The following is an 18,527-nucleotide window of genomic DNA, read 5'->3' on the forward strand; positions in this document are numbered from 1 at the left end:
GTCAATTAAATATTAGTGTTAATAGATTATTTTTTTGTTTCATCCGTACCCTCATTATCAAGAGCCGTGCCATCTTCGGTATTCACCTCTATATCATTGATATCGACCTCTTCCAATGTATCTTCATCTTTCATAACCTTGGCCACGGCGGCAATACTATCATCGCCTTTGATGTTGATAAGTTTCACTCCCTGGGTAGCGCGGCCCATCACCCTCAAATCCTCGACACTCATTCGAATAGCGATTCCCGATTTGTTGATAATCATCAGATCGTCCGAGTCAGAGACGTTTTTAATGGCTACGAGTTTCCCGGTTTTATCGGTGACCGAAATAGTTTTTACACCCTTTCCGCCCCTGTTGGTTATTCGATAATCTTCAATACTGGAACGTTTGCCATAACCATTTTCCGAAACCACCAGGATATCATCCTCGAAGTTATGGACCGAAACCATGCCTACCACCTCATCGTTGTCATCGGCAAGGGTAATTCCTCTAACTCCTGAAGCATTTCGTCCCATGGGGCGTGTCTTGCTCTCCTCAAAACGGATGGCTTTTCCCGATTTCAATCCCAGGAATATCTGACTGGTACCCGTTGTCAACTTAGCTTCCAATAGTTCATCCCCTTCACGGATTCCGATTGCATTGATACCGTTCTGACGGGGTCGGGAATATTGCTCCAATGACGTCTTTTTAACCACACCCTTTTTGGTAGCCATGATCACATAGTGACTATTCACATATTCCTCATCTTTCAAATCCTGGGTACAGATAAAGGCCTTGACCATATCATCTTGTTCAATGTTGATCAAGTTTTGAATAGCCCTTCCTTTTGAGGTTCTACTTCCCTCCGGAATTTCATAGACCCGCATCCAGAAACATTTTCCTTTTTGGGTAAAGAACAACATATACTGGTGGTTGGTTCCCACAAAAAGGTGTTCCAGAAAATCTTCGTTCCTGGTTGAAGAGGCTTTCTGTCCTACCCCTCCCCGATGCTGTGTTTTATATTCGGTAAGCGGGGTTCGTTTGATGTAGCCTGCGTGTGAAATGGTGATGACCACCTGCTCGTCCGGAATCATATCCTCTATGCTAAGATCTCCACCGGCAAAATTGATTTCGGATCGTCGTTCGTCTCCATATTTCTCTTTCACCTCGAGCAACTCGTCCTTGATGATTTCCATTCTTCGCTCTTTCTTGGCCAAGATATCTTTCAAGTCGGCAATGGTCTTTATAATTTCCTCGTATTCGGAACGGAGTTTGTCCTGTTCAAGACCGGTCAACTGCCGCAAGCGCATTTCTACGATGGCCTTTGCCTGTATCTCGGAAAGCTTAAAACGTTCTATAAGATTCTCCCTAGCCTCGTCGGCATTGGAGGAAGCCCGAATGATCGCAATCACCTCGTCGATATTATCAGAGGCTATAATGAGGCCCTCCAAAATATGGGCACGGTCTTCGGCCTTTTTCAATTCGAATTTGGTACGGCGCACCACTACCTCGTGACGATGCTCCACAAAATAATGGATCATCTCCTTGACGTTGAGCAATCGTGGTCTACCGTTGACCAAGGCGATATTGTTGACACTGAACGAGGACTGAAGTGCGGTATACTTGTAGAGGGTATTCAGCACGATGTTCGGAATGGCGTCACGCTTTAAGATGTAAACGATACGCATCCCCTTTCTGTCCGACTCGTCCCGGATACTGGAAATACCGTCTATTTTTTTATCATTGATCAGGTCGGCCGTTTTTTTGATCATATCCGCCTTGTTTACCTGAAAAGGAATTTCGGTGACTATGATACACTCCCGGCCCTGGACTTCTTCAAAGGAGGCCTTTGCACGCATTACCACACGGCCTCGACCTGTATGAAAAGCTTCCCTTACCCCGTCATATCCGTAAATGATACCTCCCGTGGGGAAATCGGGTGCCTTTATGTGTGTAATGATCTCATCGATCTCAATGTCATTATTATCGATATACGCTACTACACCATCAACCACTTCTGAAAGATTATGGGGTGGCATGTTGGTAGCCATCCCTACCGCGATACCGGAAGCACCGTTCACCAAGAGGTTAGGTACTCGTGTCGGCAATACGGTAGGTTCTTCAAGCGAATCGTCGAAATTCAACTGATGGTCCACCGTATCCTTATCGATATCGGCCAACATGTCATCCGCTATCTTGCGCATTCGTGCCTCGGTATAACGCATGGCGGCCGGACTATCGCCATCAATCGAACCAAAGTTTCCCTGACCATCGATGAGCATGTAGCGAAGACTCCATTCCTGGGCCATCCGTACCATCGTATCATAAACGGAAGTGTCTCCGTGTGGATGATATTTACCCAATACTTCCCCGACGATACGTGCTGATTTCTTGTGCGCGCTGTTGGATCGAACCCCAAGCTCGTGCATACCATATAATACCCTCCTGTGTACCGGCTTCAAACCATCCCTGACATCGGGAAGGGCACGTGACACAATGACCGACATTGAATAATCAATGTAGGCAGATTTCATTTCATCTTCAATATTTATAGGAATCAGTTTTTCTCCTTCAGCCATTTGAAAATCTTATGTATTTATTATCGTTAAAAAAGCATGCCAATATAAGCAAAATCATGCCTTTCCATGCAATTCTCCATGGTTTTATTCAATAATTTATCAACACATTTCAACACCCTTTTCGTTGATACTCTGAATGTTAAATATTTTACAAACAGGTGCTTTTTTCGTGATTTCGTACTAGTTTGTCGATTATAGGTATAGTATTTGCCCTAGATTGAAGTAGTTTTACTAATTTTATACATGTTAAGGATAGTTTATGGACGATAATTTTTCACCAAGGGTAAAAGACGTAATTGCTTACAGTAAGGAAGAGGCCCTTCGATTGGGCCACGACTTCATCGGGACCGAGCACTTGATGTTAGGTCTTTTACGCGATGGAAACGGTAAGGCAATCAGCATCTTGGATGCCATGGATGTAGACTTGGACCACCTGAGAAGAAAGGTGGAGATCTTGAGTCCCTCGAATCCAAGCCCCAGCAATGTGCAAAAGGATAAAAAAAATCTGCATTTGACCCGCCAAGCGGAACGCGCTTTAAAAACTACTTTTTTAGAGGCCAAACTTTTTCAGAGTTCTTCGATCAACACGGCACATCTGTTATTGTGCATCCTACGCAACGAAAATGATCCAACCACCAAACTGCTCCACAAACTAAAAGTGGACTATGATGGGGTAAAGGAACAGTTTAAATTTATGATTACCAGTGATGACGAAATCGTCGATGCGCCCACCTCGGAATCCTTCCCGAACGAGCCTGAGGATAGTGGCGATGGTAAGGAAGGAGGATTCGGTTCTTCCAGTACCCAAAAAGGAAGCAAAAAATCAAAGACCCCCGTGCTTGACAATTTTGGACGGGACCTCACCCGATTGGCCGAGGAAAATAGATTGGACCCTGTTGTAGGTAGGGAAAAGGAAATTGAGCGGGTTTCTCAAATCTTAAGTCGTAGAAAAAAGAATAATCCTCTATTGATAGGGGAGCCCGGAGTGGGTAAAAGTGCGATTGCCGAAGGACTTGCCCTGAGGATAATCAATAAAAAAGTGTCGAGAATCCTTTACAACAAAAGGGTCGTCACCTTGGACTTGGCATCTTTGGTCGCCGGCACCAAATATCGTGGCCAATTTGAGGAGCGCATGAAAGCGGTCATGAACGAATTGGAAAAGAATGACGATGTTATCCTGTTCATCGATGAGATCCATACGATCGTAGGCGCGGGTGGCGCAACGGGTAGCTTGGACGCCTCCAATATGTTCAAGCCGGCCCTGGCACGAGGCGAGATACAGTGTATCGGGGCAACCACCTTGGACGAATATCGGCAGTACATAGAAAAAGATGGTGCGCTGGAACGACGCTTTCAAAAGGTAATCGTAGAACCTACCACTGTCAAGGAGACGATAGAGATACTGGAAAATATCAAGGGAAAATATGAAGATCACCACAACGTAAGCTACACCGATGAGGCAATCATCGCCTGTGTTAAGTTGACCAATAGATACATGACCGATCGATTCCTTCCGGACAAGGCCATAGATGCCCTGGACGAAGCAGGTTCCAGGGTGCATATCGTAAATATGGATGTGCCAAAACAGATTTTAGAGCTCGAAAAGCAGCTGGAGGATGTGCGCGAACTAAAAAACAGCGTGGTCAAAAAACAAAAATATGAAGAGGCTGCCAAGCTGAGAGATGATGAAAAAAGGTTGGAAAAGGAGTTGGCCGTTGCCCAGGAAAAATGGGAAGAGGATAGCAAACTGCATAAAGAAATCGTGACCGAAGACAACGTGGCCGACGTGGTCTCGATGATGAGCGGTATTCCCGTAAATAGGATTGCGCAAACCGAAAGCAACAAGTTAGCTGAACTGCCCGAGTTGATTAAAGGAAATGTCATCGGTCAAGACGAGGCCGTGGCGAAAGTGGCGAAAGCTATACAACGAAACCGGGCCGGACTCAAAGATCCCAATAAGCCTATTGGGTCGTTCATCTTTTTAGGGCAGACAGGGGTGGGAAAAACACAGCTGGCCAAAGTACTGGCCAAAGAATTGTTCGATTCCGAAGATGCATTGATTCGAATCGATATGAGCGAATACATGGAAAAATTCGCTATTTCAAGACTCGTCGGGGCACCTCCGGGGTACGTGGGTTACGAAGAAGGCGGACAACTAACCGAAAAGGTGCGTCGTAAGCCTTATTCCGTCATTTTGTTGGACGAAGTTGAGAAAGCGCATCCCGATGTCTTTAATATGCTCTTACAGGTATTGGATGACGGTTATCTGACCGATAGCTTGGGTCGTAAAATCGATTTCAGGAATACGATTATCATTATGACCTCGAACATAGGCGCCCGTCAGATAAAGGATTTCGGACAAGGGGTCGGTTTTGGTACCGCAGCAAAACTTTCGCAGGCAGATGCCAACCAGAAAAGTGTCATTGAAAATGCGCTTAAAAAAGCGTTTGCACCGGAATTTTTGAATCGCATCGACGATGTGGTCGTGTTCAACTCTCTGGAAAGGGAAGATATACACAAGATTATCGATATAGAATTGGCCAAATTATTTGACCGAATCAAGGATATTGGCTATCACCTTAATCTGACCGAAAAAGCCAAGGACTACATTGCAGAAAAAGGCTTTGACAAACAGTATGGGGCAAGACCCTTGAAAAGGGCCATCCAGAAATATATAGAAGATGCACTTGCCGAGGAAATCGTGAACAGCAAACTGGAGGAAGGCGATAGTATTTTTATGGATTTGGACGAAAAGAAAGATGAGCTGACAATCAAGATAAAGAAAGCGGCCAAGTCTCCAAAAGCCTGATATTTAGTAAGAAAAACACACCAAAGGGGCCTCACGATTCGGCCCCTTTTTTTATTGGGGACTTTTGGCAGGTAGGAATAAAAAGACAACCCCACCTAACAGATAGCAGTATAAACGATATTTAAGCCTTTAATCTATTTTTTTGTTAAAGTTGTGGGCATACGGGTACTTTCGTTCGAGACACTATAATATACACAGAATGAAAGTGGGAAAATCTAAGAAAAAGATTATCGTTAGGGAATATCAGTTAGAGATTGGAAAGGTACAGGTGTACGACAATCATATGGTATCTATCTTTGACGAGGGCGTTACACTTACCTTGGAGCGGGTATACCAGATAATCGGTATCTCGGAAATACATTTCAGGAATAGGGATTTTGGATTTATTAGCTTGCGCAAACACTCCTATGCAATAGACCCCACAATCTATAGTTATTTAAGGGAACTGGAGAATTTGAAGGCTTTTGCAATCGTATCGATCAAGGAGATGGACATGCATAACTTCAAAATCGAAAAACTTTTCTATAAAAAACCCATGAAATTCTTTATCGAGTACAACAATGCTTTGGCATGGGTAAAAAGAAGGGTGAGGGGAAAATAGCTCCGGTATTTAGTGTAATTAAATGCTCCTCTTCCCGGCCAGTGATTTCTTGATACCCCATCGAGGGATTTCTGATGGACTCATACCATCGTTTAACTGCCCCTTACCGCTATTTAGCGGTTTCATCCTGCGGTTCCTCCTGTTGCGTAACCTCTGGCATTTTAAACAAGTCGATATAGGCTTTACCAACGGTATCAGCAATCGCGGAAGCAATCAACGCCTGATAACCGGTTTCCTCGATAGCGATATCCCCAGCCCTACCATGAAGATAAACTCCAAAAACGGCAGCGTTCAAGGAAGGATAACCCTGCGCTATCAATCCTGTAATAATCCCGGTCAGGACGTCCCCGCTTCCGGCAGTCGCCATTCCAGGATTACCGGTAGAATTAATATACCCTCTTCCTTCGTAGATGGTAATCGTATGCGCTCCTTTAATAACCAGTACACAGTCATACTTTTTGGAAAAGGCTTTTGCTTTTTTTAGTTTTTCGAAATCATCCTTCCATGTGCCTATCAATCTTTCCAGTTCTTTTGGATGGGGGGTCAACACCGATTCCTTGGGCAATAGTTTCAGCAGTGTCTTATTTTCCGATAGGATGTTCAAGGCGTCGGCATCCACTACTAAAGGTAAATCGTTGGCTTTCAAAAAGTTGGTAAAGGCGCGGATAGTCGTTTTTTCTTTTCCCAATCCCACTCCTATCGCAATGGCCTTTGGAGTAATATCAAATTCAATCTTTGAAATATAATATTCATCGCTATCGTTGATGACCATTGCCTCCGGCAGATTGCTCTGTAAGGGAGTGAGACCGCATTTGGGCACATAAGTCGTTACCAGCCCGCTACCGACCCGCAGACAACCCCTTGCCGCTAAATGGACTGCGCCGATTTTGCCACGGCTTCCCCCTATGATCAACGAATGTCCGTAACTGCCCTTGTGCGCGAATTTTTCCCTGGGTTTGTAAAGTGGCAGCACTTCGTTCTTACCGATCAAATCGTACTCGTTTTCCGTTTGCATTAGATATTCCTGATCTAAACCAATATCCAGTATTTCCCATTGGTTGCTGTAAACACCCGTTTCCGGCAAGAAGAAAACCAACTTAGGGGCTTGAAAACTCAGTACAAAATTAGCCTTGACCACCGCATCCGGATTTTCAATTCCCTTATTGGTATACAGTCCCGAGGGTACATCCACAGAAAGTATGAACGCTTCCGACCGATGAAGGTGCTGCATCAAGTTCACCACCCAAGGAGCGGGAGGCCTATTTAGACCTATACCGAATATGGCATCCACCACAATATCCTCCCTCCCAATTTCAGGAAAATGCTTGTCCGAATCCAAAAACTCGGGCCATATCTTGCGATCTTTCAAACGTTCTAAATTGATCAAAAAATCCTTTGAACGGGCCTGACTATAGTTCACAACGTAGACAGCGATATGATAACCGTGTTCTTGCAGATGCCTGGCCAAGGCGATGCCATCTCCACCATTATTTCCGATACCACAGAAAAGATGAATCTTTACGGGTGCACCCTGCATTCGTAGATGAAGCCAATTGAAAATTTGCATAGCCGCCCGTTCCATAAGGGCATCGCTGGTAATTCCTTGTTTCTCGATGGTAAATCGATCCGCCTCGTAAATCTGTTCTCCTGAAAAAATTTTCATTCGCTAAGTCTTATTTAAAATGATATCGGAAATGCTGGGAGGCAAATAGTATCGCCAAGCTGCCATTCACCTTTGAAAAGGTCCTATATTTTTTAGTTTTCGCAAAATAACTTAAAGATACCTACCGATTGTATAAAAAAAATTACAAACGTTTGCATACCCCTCTAAAAATACTACTTTTGGGATTTAGAAGTGAATCAATGACCTTAACGTTTTTAAATAACCACGATAGTTTTCCGTCTTCGTGCGATGGTCGTTCTTTCGTGGCTACTACCACCCCCTGGGGGTAAGCATATATATTTCCTTCCATTTTGCGATTCATCGCCTCTCACCTAAAAGCGCATTCTAATTAATTAATATCATGCAAGTTCTAAAATTCGGTGGTACCTCGGTAGCCAACTCAAAAAACATATCGCTCGTAAAAGATATAGTGGCCACTAACGCTGATCAACAGGCCATAGTAGTGGTCTCTGCCTTGGGAGGTATCACCGACTTGTTGTTACAAACCGCCGCTTTGGCCTCCGACCAGCATACAGCCTACAAGGAAATACTGAAAGAAATCGAAGATCGACATCTGCAGACCATCAAGGAATTGTTACCTATTCACTCCCAAAGCAAAGTGCTCAGCAGGGTCAAGAGTGAACTCAACATTTTGGAGACCCTGTTGGAAGGTGCCTTCCTTATAGGTGAAATCACTCCCAAACTTTCCGATAAAATCGTAAGCTATGGAGAGCTTTTGTCTTCCTATATCATCAGTGAGTTTTTTATTTCCAAAGGATTGAATGCTACTTACAAAGACAGCAGGGAATTAATAAAAACCGATACGGCATACGGAAAGGCCTTGGTCGATTTTGAGTTGACGAACCGACTTTGCAATGATTTCTTTAATGACCATACAGCTAATGTTACCGTCATGGCAGGGTTTATCGCCTCCTCCAAGCAAGGCGACTCGACCACCTTGGGCCGGGGAGGTTCGGATTTCTCCGCTGCCATTATTGCCGCAGCCGTCAACGCCGAAATACTTCAAATATGGACGGATGTAAGCGGAATGTACACCGCCAATCCAAAAATTGTTAAGCAAGCAAAAGCTATTCCACATATATCCTATGAGGAAGCCATGGAACTTTCCCATTTTGGAGCAAAGGTTTTGTACGCGCCGACTATACAACCGGTATTGACAAAAGGTATTTCCATCGTCATCAAAAATACCTTTGAACCAGAGGCATCCGGTACCCTTATCACCCAAAGCAAAAACGAACAAGGGAAAACGGTAAGGGGCATCAGCCATGTTGGCAATATTGCACTTCTTTCATTGGAAGGTCCCGGGATGGTAGGCATACCGGGTATCTCAAAACGTTTTTTTGAAGTACTCTCCCTTGCGGAAATTAGTGTAGTGCTCATTACCCAGGCATCTTCGGAACATTCGATATGCGTTGGTATTTCAGCCTTGGATATCGATAAGGCAGTGGCCCTGGTGAATTCGGCTTTCGAGTATGAAATCGAAAGAAATAAAATCAAACCGGTCATTGCTGAAAAAGACATGGCCATTATAGCGCTTGTGGGCGACAATATGAAAAGTCATCAAGGATTAAGCGGTAAAATGTTCAGCACACTGGGCCGCAACAATGTAAATATTCGCGCCATTGCCCAAGGGGCATCCGAACGTAACATCTCTGCGGTAATCTCCGAGGGGGATGTAAAGAAAGCCTTGAATTCCCTTCATGAAGAATTCTTCGAGGAGAACATTAAACAACTGAATCTTTTTGTGATGGGCGTGGGCAATGTGGGTTCCAAATTTTTAAGACAAATACAGCAACAGAAAAAATACCTGAAAGACAACTTGAAACTCAACATTCGGGTAATAGGAATTTCAAATTCACGCACGATGTTGTTCGATGAAACTGGTATCACACTAAAAAACTGGGAGGAACGGCTGGCAAATGGTGAAAAAGCCAATCAGGAAGAATTCATGGCACGCGTGAAACAGCTTAATTATCGCAACAGTATTTTTGTAGACAACACAGCAAGCTCCGAAGTATCCGATACGTACACCAACTACCTGAAGAACAGTATTTCGGTAGTTACTTGCAACAAAATTGCCTGTTCTTCGGCCTATGATACGTATCGTGAACTAAAACATCTAGCCCGGGAGTATGGATCCCCATTTCTTTTCGAAACCAATGTAGGGGCCGGACTTCCCATCATCGATACGTTGAAAAATCTAATCGCTTCGGGCGATAAGGTTCTGAAAATACAGGCTGTACTCTCCGGAAGTCTTAATTTCATATTCAATAATTTCAACAAAACGAATACATTTAGCGATATCGTAGAACAGGCAATGGCAGAAGGTTATACCGAGCCCGATCCAAAAATAGACCTGAGCGGTATCGATGTCATGAGAAAAATACTCATCTTGGCCAGGGAAAGTGGCAATGTTTTGGAGCTAGCGGACATAGAGAACCAATCGTTCTTGCCCGAAGAAAGTCTGAACACCACGAATAATGAAGATTTCTTCCAGGCTTTGGAAAAGTATGAAGACGATTTTCAAAAATTGTACAATGATGCCGTAGCGGCGGATAGTAAATTGAAATATGTGGCCCAATATGAAAATGGCAAGGCCAGTGTAGGATTACAACAAATACCCAAGGGGCATGATTTTTATAATCTGGAAGGAAGTGATAACATTGTGCTTTTCTATACCGAGCGATACCCGAACCAACCCATGATTATCAAAGGAGCCGGAGCGGGTGCGGATGTCACCGCTTCGGGGATTTTTGCCGATATCATCCGTATTGGTAATTTTTAGGCCTCCTCCCTCGGCGCTATCATAGAAAGGGAAAATTGAAGGAAATCAATGAATAGAAGCGAAATCAACGTTTTTTGCCCGGCGACCATCGCCAATATCTCCTGTGGCTTCGATGTGCTCGGTGTCGCCTTGGATTCGGTGGGCGATGGCATGGTGGTTCGAAAAAGGGCGGAAAAAGGAATCACGATCGTTAAGTTGGAAGGTCAGAAACTACCCATGGAAACCGCCCTTAATGTGGCTGGTGTGGCCGGATTGGCCCTACTTGAAAAAAGCGATTACGAAGGCGGATTCGATATTGAAATCAATAAAAAAATCAAAGCGGGTAGTGGTATCGGCAGCAGTGCCGCAAGTGCCTCGGGAGCCGTATGGGCCATGAACGAATTACTGGAAAGACCCTTTACAAAACTAGAATTGGTCGAATTCGCCATGGAAGGGGAACGACTGGCCAGTGGTGTGGCGCATGCCGACAATGTAGCTCCAGCCATTTTTGGAAGCTTTACCTTGGTTCGAAGTTATGCACCCTTAGACATAGTCCCTATACCGAGTCCATCCGAATTGTACGCCACCGTAATTCATCCGCAAATTGAAGTGAAGACCTCCGATTCCAGAAAAATACTAAAAACAAATATTACCCTAAAGGAAGGCATCAAACAATGGGGGAATCTCGGCGGATTGGTCGCAGGTCTTTTTACCCAGGACTATGCCCTTATCGGTCGGTCGTTGGAAGACCACATCGTCGAACCTATCCGATCGATATTGATTCCAGGCTTCGACCAGGTAAAGTCGGGGGCGATGCATGCCGGTGCCTTGGGATGTGGGATTTCGGGATCAGGACCTTCCATTTTTGCCTTTAGCAAGGGACAAGATACCGCAAACAAAGTAGCTGCATCAATGAAGAAAGTGTACCGGAACATTGGAATTGAGTATGATGTACACGTCTCAAAAATAAATTCTCAAGGAGTTAGGGAAATGCGAACGTAGCAGTACAAAATACGAATCTGATTATTTCAGCTTGCAACAAGTCGTAATAAAAAGTTGACCGAAGAACAAAATCAAAAAAGATAAAAGCTACTTGCTTTGTTTTTAAATGAACACATTAATCAATTTTCAAATTGAACTTTTATAGCCTAAACGGACAAGCACCCAACGTATCTTTCAAAGAGGCGGTCATCAGGGGTATTGCGCCCGACAGGGGATTGTATTTCCCAGAGTCGATTTCGTCCCTGCCGACTAGCTTTTTCGAAGAAATTGAAATCCTGTCGAACGAGGAAATCGCCTTTAAGGCCATTCATCAATTTGTAACTTCCGACATCCCGGATGCCGTTTTGAAACGAATTTTACAGGAGGTATTGGATTTTGATTTTCCCTTAATTGAAATCGAGGAAAACGTAGCCAGTTTGGAGCTTTTTCACGGGCCCACCATGGCCTTTAAGGATGTAGGTGCCCGATTTATGGCTCAATGCCTAGGGTATTTTTCAAAAGACAAGGAGACCGAAGTGACCGTATTGGTCGCTACCTCCGGTGATACCGGAGGGGCGGTTGCCAATGGCTTTTTAGGGGTCGAGGGTGTTCAGGTAGTTATTTTGTACCCCGGTGGAAAAGTAAGCGACATCCAGGAACGACAACTTACCACTTTGGGGCAAAACATCACCGCTCTACGAGTGGATGGCACTTTTGACGATTGTCAAAAAATGGTAAAGACCGCCTTTTTGGATGAGGAACTCTTAGGACATATGCAACTGACCTCGGCGAATTCTATCAATGTTGCAAGGTGGTTACCACAACTCTTCTATTTTCTGTTCGCATACCAACAGGCGAAATCGAAAGGAAAAGAAATCGTGTTCTCCGTGCCCAGCGGTAACTTTGGAAATATCTGTGCAGGCATGGTTGCGCAGCGTTTAGGAATGCCGGTAAAGCACTTCGTCGCTACTACCAATATAAACGACACGGTTCCTGAGTTCATGAGAACGGCAGTGTATTCCCCAAAACCCTCCAAGGCTACGATCAGCAATGCCATGGACGTGGGAGACCCAAGTAACTTTATACGTATTAGGCATCTCTATCAAGACGATATAGAGGTTCTTAGGAAACATCTTACTTCATTCTCATTTAATGACGAGGATACCAGAAGAACCCTACGTGAAATTTATCAAAAATCGGGTTACGTCGCTGATCCCCATGGCGCGGTGGGCTACTTGGGGTTGAAAAAGTATCAGGACAGCCATCCGAACACCTATGGCATCTTTTTGGAAACCGCACATCCCGTCAAGTTTTTGGATGTGGTGGAAGAAACCATCGGAGAGAAACAGGAATTACCCACACAAATAGGCAGACTAATGGATAAGGAGAAAAAATACCTTCCGATAAGGACTTATCAAGACCTTAAAAGATTTTTATTAAAAAAATAGTATTCTACCTATTACTCCCTCTAAAGCGTTTATTGTAAAACTACTTGGGTGGCTTAACGCTATTCATAATTTATTCGATAAATTTGCGCCACTAATTCGAATTGAGATGAAACAGACTGCCTTGACCCAAACCCATGAGGCCCTTGGAGCTAAAATGGTGCCTTTTGCAGGGTATAGTATGCCCGTTTCCTATGAGGGCGTCAATATCGAACATGAGACCGTTCGGAACCGGGTGGGTGTTTTTGATGTTTCCCATATGGGAGAGTTTCTAATATCCGGACCTACCGCTTTGGGGCTTATTCAAAAAGTCACTTCAAACGACGCTTCAAAGCTTACTATAGGAAGGGCGCAGTATAGCTGTTTGCCAAATGAAACCGGAGGCATCGTCGACGACCTGATCGTGTATCGCATCAAGGAAGATCAATATTTGTTGGTAGTCAACGCATCGAATATCGACAAAGACTGGAACCATATTTCAAAATACAACGGGGAGTTCAAGGCGGAGATGCGTAATATTTCCGATAATTACTCGCTTTTGGCCATTCAAGGGCCCAAGGCAGTGGAGGCCATGCAAAGCTTGACTTCCATCGATTTGTCCGCTATTAAATTTTACCACTTTGAAGTGGCCGATTTTGCAGGCATTGAGCATGTAATCATTTCTGCCACCGGCTATACGGGATCTGGTGGTTTTGAAATTTATTGTAAGAATGAAGAGGTGCTACAGGTTTGGGACAAGGTGTTGGAAGCTGGAGCCGAATTTGGTATCAAACCGGTCGGACTGGCAGCAAGGGACACCTTACGCCTGGAGATGGGCTATTGTCTATATGGCAATGACATCTCCGACGAAACCTCTCCCCTTGAGGCAGGATTGGGCTGGATTACCAAGTTCACCAAGGATTTTGTCAATAGTGAAGCCCTTGCCAAGGAAAAAGCACACGGCCCCGAACGCAAGTTGATCGCCTTTGAACTGGATGAGCGCGGTATTCCGCGCCATGACTACGATATCGTAGATACGAACGGAAAGAAAATCGGAACGGTCACCTCCGGTACGATGTCACCCTCCTTGGGCAAGGGAATCGGCCTGGGCTACGTACCTACGGTACTCTCGGGGATTGGGAGTAAAATACATATCCAAATACGAAAAAAGGCCATCCCCGCTACTGTGGTGAAATTACCATTTTACAAAGGGTAAAGAATAGCAAAGACGAAGTGTGAAGGTGGAAGCGGGCGGAAAAAAAATATTGATTCTAGGTGGAAGTGGCTTTTTGGGAAATGCCATATACAAAGAGCTCCGGTCCTATTTCGATACCTACGGTACCTACTTTACCGCTCGTAAATCGTTCGAGAGTAATCAACAATTTTTTCGGTACGACCTACAGGAAGACGATGTCTTCGATGTGCTTGAAAAAGTGCGCCCACAAATCATCATTTCGGCTCTTCGCGGGAATTTCGCCGGACAGGTTCAAGCCCACCAACATTTGGCGGAATACGTATCCCATCGCGATTGCCGAATCTATTTCCTATCCTCGGCCAATGTGTTCGACGCCTACAGCAAATATCCTTCCTATGAGTACGACAAGACCCTTTCGGAAAGTATTTATGGGAGACTCAAGATAAAAATCGAGAACATGTTGTTGCGCCTGCCCAAGAAGAAGATGGGCATCCTTCGGATACCTATGGTATTCGGGAACCACTCCCCACGGATAAAGGAAATAAAGACCAACGTGTTGAACAATCAACCGATCGAGGTCTTTCCCAACCTGGTAATGAACGTAACCAATGATGACAAGCTCACCCAACAGATACATTACCTCATCAATCGTAATAAAAGTGGCATTTACCATTTGGGAAGCTATGACCTAGTACATCATGACGATTTTATCAAAGAAGTAATGGATCGCATCGGGAATTTCAATCCTATCTATAAGAGGGTATACACCACCAATGAAGAACGTTATTTAGCAGTATTGCCCAAAGAAAATAAACTTCCCAAAAATCTGCAGGTCAGCTATCAAGAAATCATCGAACATCATATCCTTCAATGATGTGCTACCCTTCTATTTTTAAAAAGTAATCACCTCGGCAACTTTCGCTAACTTTATAAAAAATACGACATGGAAAAACTATCAGTAGAACAAATTGAGAAAAGGCTGGCCGAATTGGACAGCTGGGAATTCATTGATGGAGCTATAGAAACTTCCTTACAGTTCGGTAATTTTAAGGAAGCCTTCGCGACCATGACCCGCATCGCCTTTGAATGCGAGTTACAAGGGCATCATCCGGATTGGAGCAACGTGTACAATTCCCTGAACATTCGATTGAACACCCATGATGTAGGGGGCGTCACCGAAAAAGACTTCAAATTGGCCGCCACGATCGAGAACATCGTTTTTGGGGAATAGCATGCGCATCAGGGGACCTCGTTTTGCGTGTGGGGTGCTTGCATTCGCCTCCAATTTTTTTAAATTTGCCCCTGTTCGTTTAAATCAAGCATAAGAGTTATGGGAAGAGCTTTTGAGTTTCGAAAAGCACGCAAAATGAAGCGTTGGTCGGCCATGTCGAAAGCGTTCACACGTATTGGCAAGGATATCGTCATTGCGGTGAAAGAGGGAGGCCCAGATCCCGATTCCAACTCGCGGCTACGGGCGGTTATCCAAAATGCGAAGTCGGTCAACATGCCCAAGGATAATATCGAGAGGGCTATCAAAAGAGCTTCCGATAAGAGTCTTGGGGATTACAAAGAGGTGCTTTTCGAAGGCTACGCTCCCCACGGCATCGCTATCTTGATCGAGACCGCCACTGATAATAACACACGAACTGTGGCCAACATCCGTAGCTACTTCAACAAATGTAACGGGAGTCTAGGGACTTCGGGTTCAGTGGAGTTTATGTTCGACCATACCTGTAATTTTCGGATTCCTGCCGAGGGTATCGATCCAGAGGAACTCGAATTGGAGATGATCGATTACGGCGCCGAGGAGGTCTTTGTGGATGACGACGGCATCTTGATCTATGCGCCGTTCGAGAGTTTTGGGGCCATCCAGAAGGAACTGGAGCATCGCGGTATCGAGATTCTATCGTCCGGTTTTGAACGCATTCCACAGGTGACCAAGGAATTGACCGAGGAACAGGCGGCCGATGTAGAGAAACTACTGGAAAAAATCGAGGAGGACGACGATGTACAGAACGTATACCATACCATGAAGGAGTAAGCAGATCTCCAATCGCAATGACGGACGATGCACTATACTTATAAAAAAACGTTCTTCCCAATTAAGATGCGAATAGAATAAATAGTTCTTTCCTTTAAATAATTCTTCTTGTACTCAATAACGCATCAAATTGAAGTTATCCTTTGTTATTTCCAATGTTTTATAAACGTTTTGTAAACTATTTGGTCACTCCTCGACTTAATTCAAAAATATAAGATGTATCGACTACTTCCCTTTGTCTTGCTATTCTTTTTTTTATGCACTCAAAACATGATCGCCCAAGATATGAACCCTGCCAAGCTCAGGGCCTTAATAGCCCAAGTCGCCGATACCACGGAAGCCCAAGGCAATTCCATTCGATTTATTTACAAAGGGACTTTTTTGGTCTGTGTATACGACGAAAACGCGAACCGGATGCGCATCATTACGCCCATCGTTGAAAGAGAGCAGTTGGGGGAAGAAGAACTTCTCAATGCGCTGGTGGCCAATTTTCATTCGGCCTTGGATGTAAAATATGCCCTTAGTGATGAGATTATATGGTCGGTCTTCATACATCCTCTCAAAGAACTATCGAAACATCAGGTGTTGGACGCAATAGACCAAGTCTATTCGGCAAGTGCTACCTTTGGCACGACCTTTTCGAGCACTGATTTGGTATTTCCGGGAAATACAAGAAAAAGAGACAGCATCACTCCCAAAAAACTCATCAAAAAACAAAAGATTTAGTAACTGTACTCTCGAACAAAGCCTACCACGCCCTTAAAAAACGCCTCATAAGTTCTAAAATCGGCTTGCTTATCATCGGTTGGATACTGTGGCTCCGATACTTTTACCTGTTTTTTTCCAAAATCAAAAGCGACCATCACTATCGGTACCTCGGCCATTTTGGCGATGTAGTAAAACCCGCTTTTCCAGTGGGAAACTTTTTTTCGGGTACCCTCGGGTGCCAAGGTAAGTCGAAATGTTTCCCTTTTCTTAAAGATTTCCGCAGTGGCGCTTACGGTATCGCTGTTTGTACTTCGGTCGACAGGCGCACCACCGGTCCATCTAAAGAACCAACCAAAAGGCGGTTTGAATAGACTTTTCTTGCCAACATAGTTAATTTCTTCATTCCAAACCTTTCGCACCAATAGGCCCAGAAAAAAATCGACCCAACTGGTATGGGGTACTACGATGATCACACACTTTTTCAAATAGGCCGGGAAAACTCCCTCCATCTTCCAACCCAACAGTTTAAAATAAATGAATTTGGCTAGTGCCTGTAACATATAGATTTGGGGTATGGGGTTATCGGGTTATCGGGAAAATAGTGTTGGTGGGTTCCTAGTTGCCATCACTATATTTTTCGATAAATGGCCTTTAATTTCTCCGCATTGATCTTATTTCTCCAGCCTGGACCTAAGGCATTCTCCCACAAGGGTTCCATACTCAATGAAACCGTCGTCATGGTCTCAAAATCACAATCGGATAGGTCGGCACAGATACCGGTCGGCAGGTCAATACCATGTTTACCTTTCATTTTATGGAAAAGCGCCACACCCTCAGGATAGAACTCGCTCAAATGCTGAAAAACCAAACAATTCCCGATACCATGCTTTATACCCAACCGATAGGAGAGTCCGTAACTCATCGCATGGGCGACCCCTACCTGTGAGTAGGCGATACTCATACCACCATGCCAGGATGCCATCATTAGTTTTTCCCTGGATTCCGAGGGAGCCAGCTCCCCTAGATATACCTCCTTACAGAGTTCCAAGGCCTTTTCACCATAGCTTTGACTAAACGCATTTAGATAAGTGCCATTGAGCGATTCTATACAATGTATGTAACAATCCATCCCGGTAAAGAACCATTGCTCCTTATCTACTCCGTGCGTCAAATCGGGGTCAAGGATTACCTGGTCAAAAACGGTGTAATCGGAATTGATCCCCAATTTTTTCTCGGGACCCAAAAGCACGGTTGTTCTACTTACTTCCGCTCCGGTACCGCTCAAGGTAGGGATGCCTACGTGATAAAGCGCGGGCCGCTGCACCAAGTCCCATCCTTGATATTTCGAAGAGTTTCCGGTATTATTGAGCATTATTGCCACCGCCTTGGCAAGGTCGAGCAAAGTACCACCACCGATACCGATGATTCCCGAGGGCGGTTCCGAAAAATCGCTCCTGATTTTTTCAACCAGGGCATCTACCTGATCGGTCTTTGGTTCTTCTTCCGCCGATATAAAAATTATCAAGTCATTAAAAATTCGAGGAATCCTCGCAACCAAATCCGTTTCTTCAAAAACATCATCTACTAGAAATATACAGGGTGCATCGGCATTTTTGCGCTTGGGCATCAATATATCGCCCAACTGGTCGAAACTTCCCTTGCCATAAACCACTCTGGGCACCATGGGGAAGTTCCTATACCCGGTAGGTTGACCAATCTTGGCCTCTTTTATGTCGAACTGCTTGTTTACTTCCATAAA

At 44.5% G+C, this 18,527-nt stretch carries 14 protein-coding genes; 10 read left to right on the plus strand and 4 right to left on the minus strand.

What is annotated here, in order from left to right; all coding sequences use genetic code 11:
- Nucleotides 1-26: 26 nt before the first annotated feature.
- Nucleotides 27-2,561, minus strand: coding sequence for a DNA gyrase subunit A (gene gyrA / locus FK220_RS10460; RefSeq protein ID WP_152574250.1), 2,535 nt, complete (start codon nucleotides 2,559-2,561; stop codon nucleotides 27-29).
- A 259-nt stretch (nucleotides 2,562-2,820) separates the two neighbouring features.
- Between gyrA and FK220_RS10465 the strand changes: the two genes are divergently transcribed.
- Together FK220_RS10465 and FK220_RS10470 are read left to right on the plus strand one after the other, a co-directional pair.
- Nucleotides 2,821-5,370: an ATP-dependent Clp protease ATP-binding subunit gene (locus FK220_RS10465; RefSeq protein WP_152574251.1), complete on the plus strand. Its 2,550-nt coding sequence runs from the start codon at nucleotides 2,821-2,823 to the stop codon at nucleotides 5,368-5,370.
- A 199-nt stretch (nucleotides 5,371-5,569) separates the two neighbouring features.
- Nucleotides 5,570-5,971, plus strand: coding sequence for an STAS/SEC14 domain-containing protein (locus FK220_RS10470; RefSeq protein WP_152574252.1), 402 nt, complete (start codon nucleotides 5,570-5,572; stop codon nucleotides 5,969-5,971).
- Between the two features lie 109 nt (nucleotides 5,972-6,080).
- Here FK220_RS10470 and FK220_RS10475 read toward each other — a convergent pair whose 3' ends face one another.
- The gene (locus FK220_RS10475; RefSeq protein WP_152574253.1) at nucleotides 6,081-7,634 is read right to left on the minus strand and encodes an NAD(P)H-hydrate dehydratase; all 1,554 of its coding nucleotides are present in this window, start codon (nucleotides 7,632-7,634) and stop codon (nucleotides 6,081-6,083) included.
- 361 nt (nucleotides 7,635-7,995) lie between these two features.
- Here FK220_RS10475 and thrA point away from each other — a divergent pair, with 361 nt between their 5' ends.
- From thrA to FK220_RS10515, 8 genes are all read left to right on the plus strand, one after another.
- On the plus strand, nucleotides 7,996-10,440 hold the full coding sequence (gene thrA / locus FK220_RS10480; protein WP_152574254.1) for a bifunctional aspartate kinase/homoserine dehydrogenase I: 2,445 nt from the start codon (nucleotides 7,996-7,998) through the stop codon (nucleotides 10,438-10,440).
- A 48-nt stretch (nucleotides 10,441-10,488) separates the two neighbouring features.
- Entirely contained in the window at nucleotides 10,489-11,421 is a 933-nt protein-coding gene (locus tag FK220_RS10485; protein WP_152574255.1) for a homoserine kinase, read from the plus strand.
- Nucleotides 11,422-11,552: 131 nt separating this feature from the next.
- Complete coding sequence (thrC, locus tag FK220_RS10490; RefSeq protein ID WP_152574256.1) at nucleotides 11,553-12,848, plus strand: threonine synthase; 1,296 nt, start codon at nucleotides 11,553-11,555, stop codon at nucleotides 12,846-12,848.
- A gap of 106 nt (nucleotides 12,849-12,954) precedes the next feature.
- Nucleotides 12,955-14,040: a glycine cleavage system aminomethyltransferase GcvT gene (gene gcvT / locus FK220_RS10495; protein WP_152574257.1), complete on the plus strand. Its 1,086-nt coding sequence runs from the start codon at nucleotides 12,955-12,957 to the stop codon at nucleotides 14,038-14,040.
- 19 nt (nucleotides 14,041-14,059) lie between these two features.
- Nucleotides 14,060-14,893 (plus strand): sugar nucleotide-binding protein, encoded by an 834-nt coding sequence (locus tag FK220_RS10500; RefSeq protein ID WP_394352424.1) that lies wholly within the window; start codon nucleotides 14,060-14,062, stop codon nucleotides 14,891-14,893.
- Between the two features lie 69 nt (nucleotides 14,894-14,962).
- A complete protein-coding gene (locus FK220_RS10505; RefSeq protein WP_152574258.1) occupies nucleotides 14,963-15,250 on the plus strand; it encodes a 4a-hydroxytetrahydrobiopterin dehydratase in 288 nt (95 codons plus the stop codon).
- Nucleotides 15,251-15,349: 99 nt separating this feature from the next.
- Entirely contained in the window at nucleotides 15,350-16,060 is a 711-nt protein-coding gene (locus tag FK220_RS10510) for a YebC/PmpR family DNA-binding transcriptional regulator (protein WP_152574259.1), read from the plus strand.
- A 216-nt stretch (nucleotides 16,061-16,276) separates the two neighbouring features.
- Complete coding sequence (locus FK220_RS10515; protein WP_152574260.1) at nucleotides 16,277-16,786, plus strand: hypothetical protein; 510 nt, start codon at nucleotides 16,277-16,279, stop codon at nucleotides 16,784-16,786.
- Here FK220_RS10515 and FK220_RS10520 read toward each other — a convergent pair.
- Nucleotides 16,783-17,328: a 1-acyl-sn-glycerol-3-phosphate acyltransferase gene (locus FK220_RS10520; RefSeq protein ID WP_152574261.1), complete on the minus strand. Its 546-nt coding sequence runs from the start codon at nucleotides 17,326-17,328 to the stop codon at nucleotides 16,783-16,785. The genes FK220_RS10515 and FK220_RS10520 overlap by 4 nt on opposite strands.
- A gap of 68 nt (nucleotides 17,329-17,396) precedes the next feature.
- Nucleotides 17,397-18,524: an iron-containing alcohol dehydrogenase family protein gene (locus FK220_RS10525; RefSeq protein WP_152574262.1), complete on the minus strand. Its 1,128-nt coding sequence runs from the start codon at nucleotides 18,522-18,524 to the stop codon at nucleotides 17,397-17,399.
- Nucleotides 18,525-18,527: the final 3 nt, after the last annotated feature.

This window comes from Pelagihabitans pacificus (assembly GCF_009371985.2).
In the GTDB taxonomy this organism is placed as follows: domain Bacteria; phylum Bacteroidota; class Bacteroidia; order Flavobacteriales; family Flavobacteriaceae; genus Pelagihabitans; species Pelagihabitans pacificus.

What these genes read in the sequence shown, in the direction of transcription:
- thrA (WP_152574254.1), top strand. Translation starts at nt 7,996, where the DNA reads ATGCAAGTTCTAAAATTCGGTGGTACCTCGGTAGCCAACTCAAAAAAC.
- FK220_RS10505 (WP_152574258.1), top strand. Translation starts at nt 14,963, where the DNA reads ATGGAAAAACTATCAGTAGAACAAATTGAGAAAAGGCTGGCCGAATTG.
- FK220_RS10470 (WP_152574252.1), top strand. Translation starts at nt 5,570, where the DNA reads ATGAAAGTGGGAAAATCTAAGAAAAAGATTATCGTTAGGGAATATCAG.
- gcvT (WP_152574257.1), top strand. Translation starts at nt 12,955, where the DNA reads ATGAAACAGACTGCCTTGACCCAAACCCATGAGGCCCTTGGAGCTAAA.
- FK220_RS10485 (WP_152574255.1), top strand. Translation starts at nt 10,489, where the DNA reads ATGAATAGAAGCGAAATCAACGTTTTTTGCCCGGCGACCATCGCCAAT.
- FK220_RS10510 (WP_152574259.1), top strand. Translation starts at nt 15,350, where the DNA reads ATGGGAAGAGCTTTTGAGTTTCGAAAAGCACGCAAAATGAAGCGTTGG.
- FK220_RS10465 (WP_152574251.1), top strand. Translation starts at nt 2,821, where the DNA reads ATGGACGATAATTTTTCACCAAGGGTAAAAGACGTAATTGCTTACAGT.
- FK220_RS10520 (WP_152574261.1), bottom strand. Translation starts at nt 17,328, where the DNA reads ATGTTACAGGCACTAGCCAAATTCATTTATTTTAAACTGTTGGGTTGG.
- gyrA (WP_152574250.1), bottom strand. Translation starts at nt 2,561, where the DNA reads ATGGCTGAAGGAGAAAAACTGATTCCTATAAATATTGAAGATGAAATG.
- FK220_RS10475 (WP_152574253.1), bottom strand. Translation starts at nt 7,634, where the DNA reads ATGAAAATTTTTTCAGGAGAACAGATTTACGAGGCGGATCGATTTACC.
- FK220_RS10525 (WP_152574262.1), bottom strand. Translation starts at nt 18,524, where the DNA reads ATGGAAGTAAACAAGCAGTTCGACATAAAAGAGGCCAAGATTGGTCAA.
- FK220_RS10515 (WP_152574260.1), top strand. Translation starts at nt 16,277, where the DNA reads ATGTATCGACTACTTCCCTTTGTCTTGCTATTCTTTTTTTTATGCACT.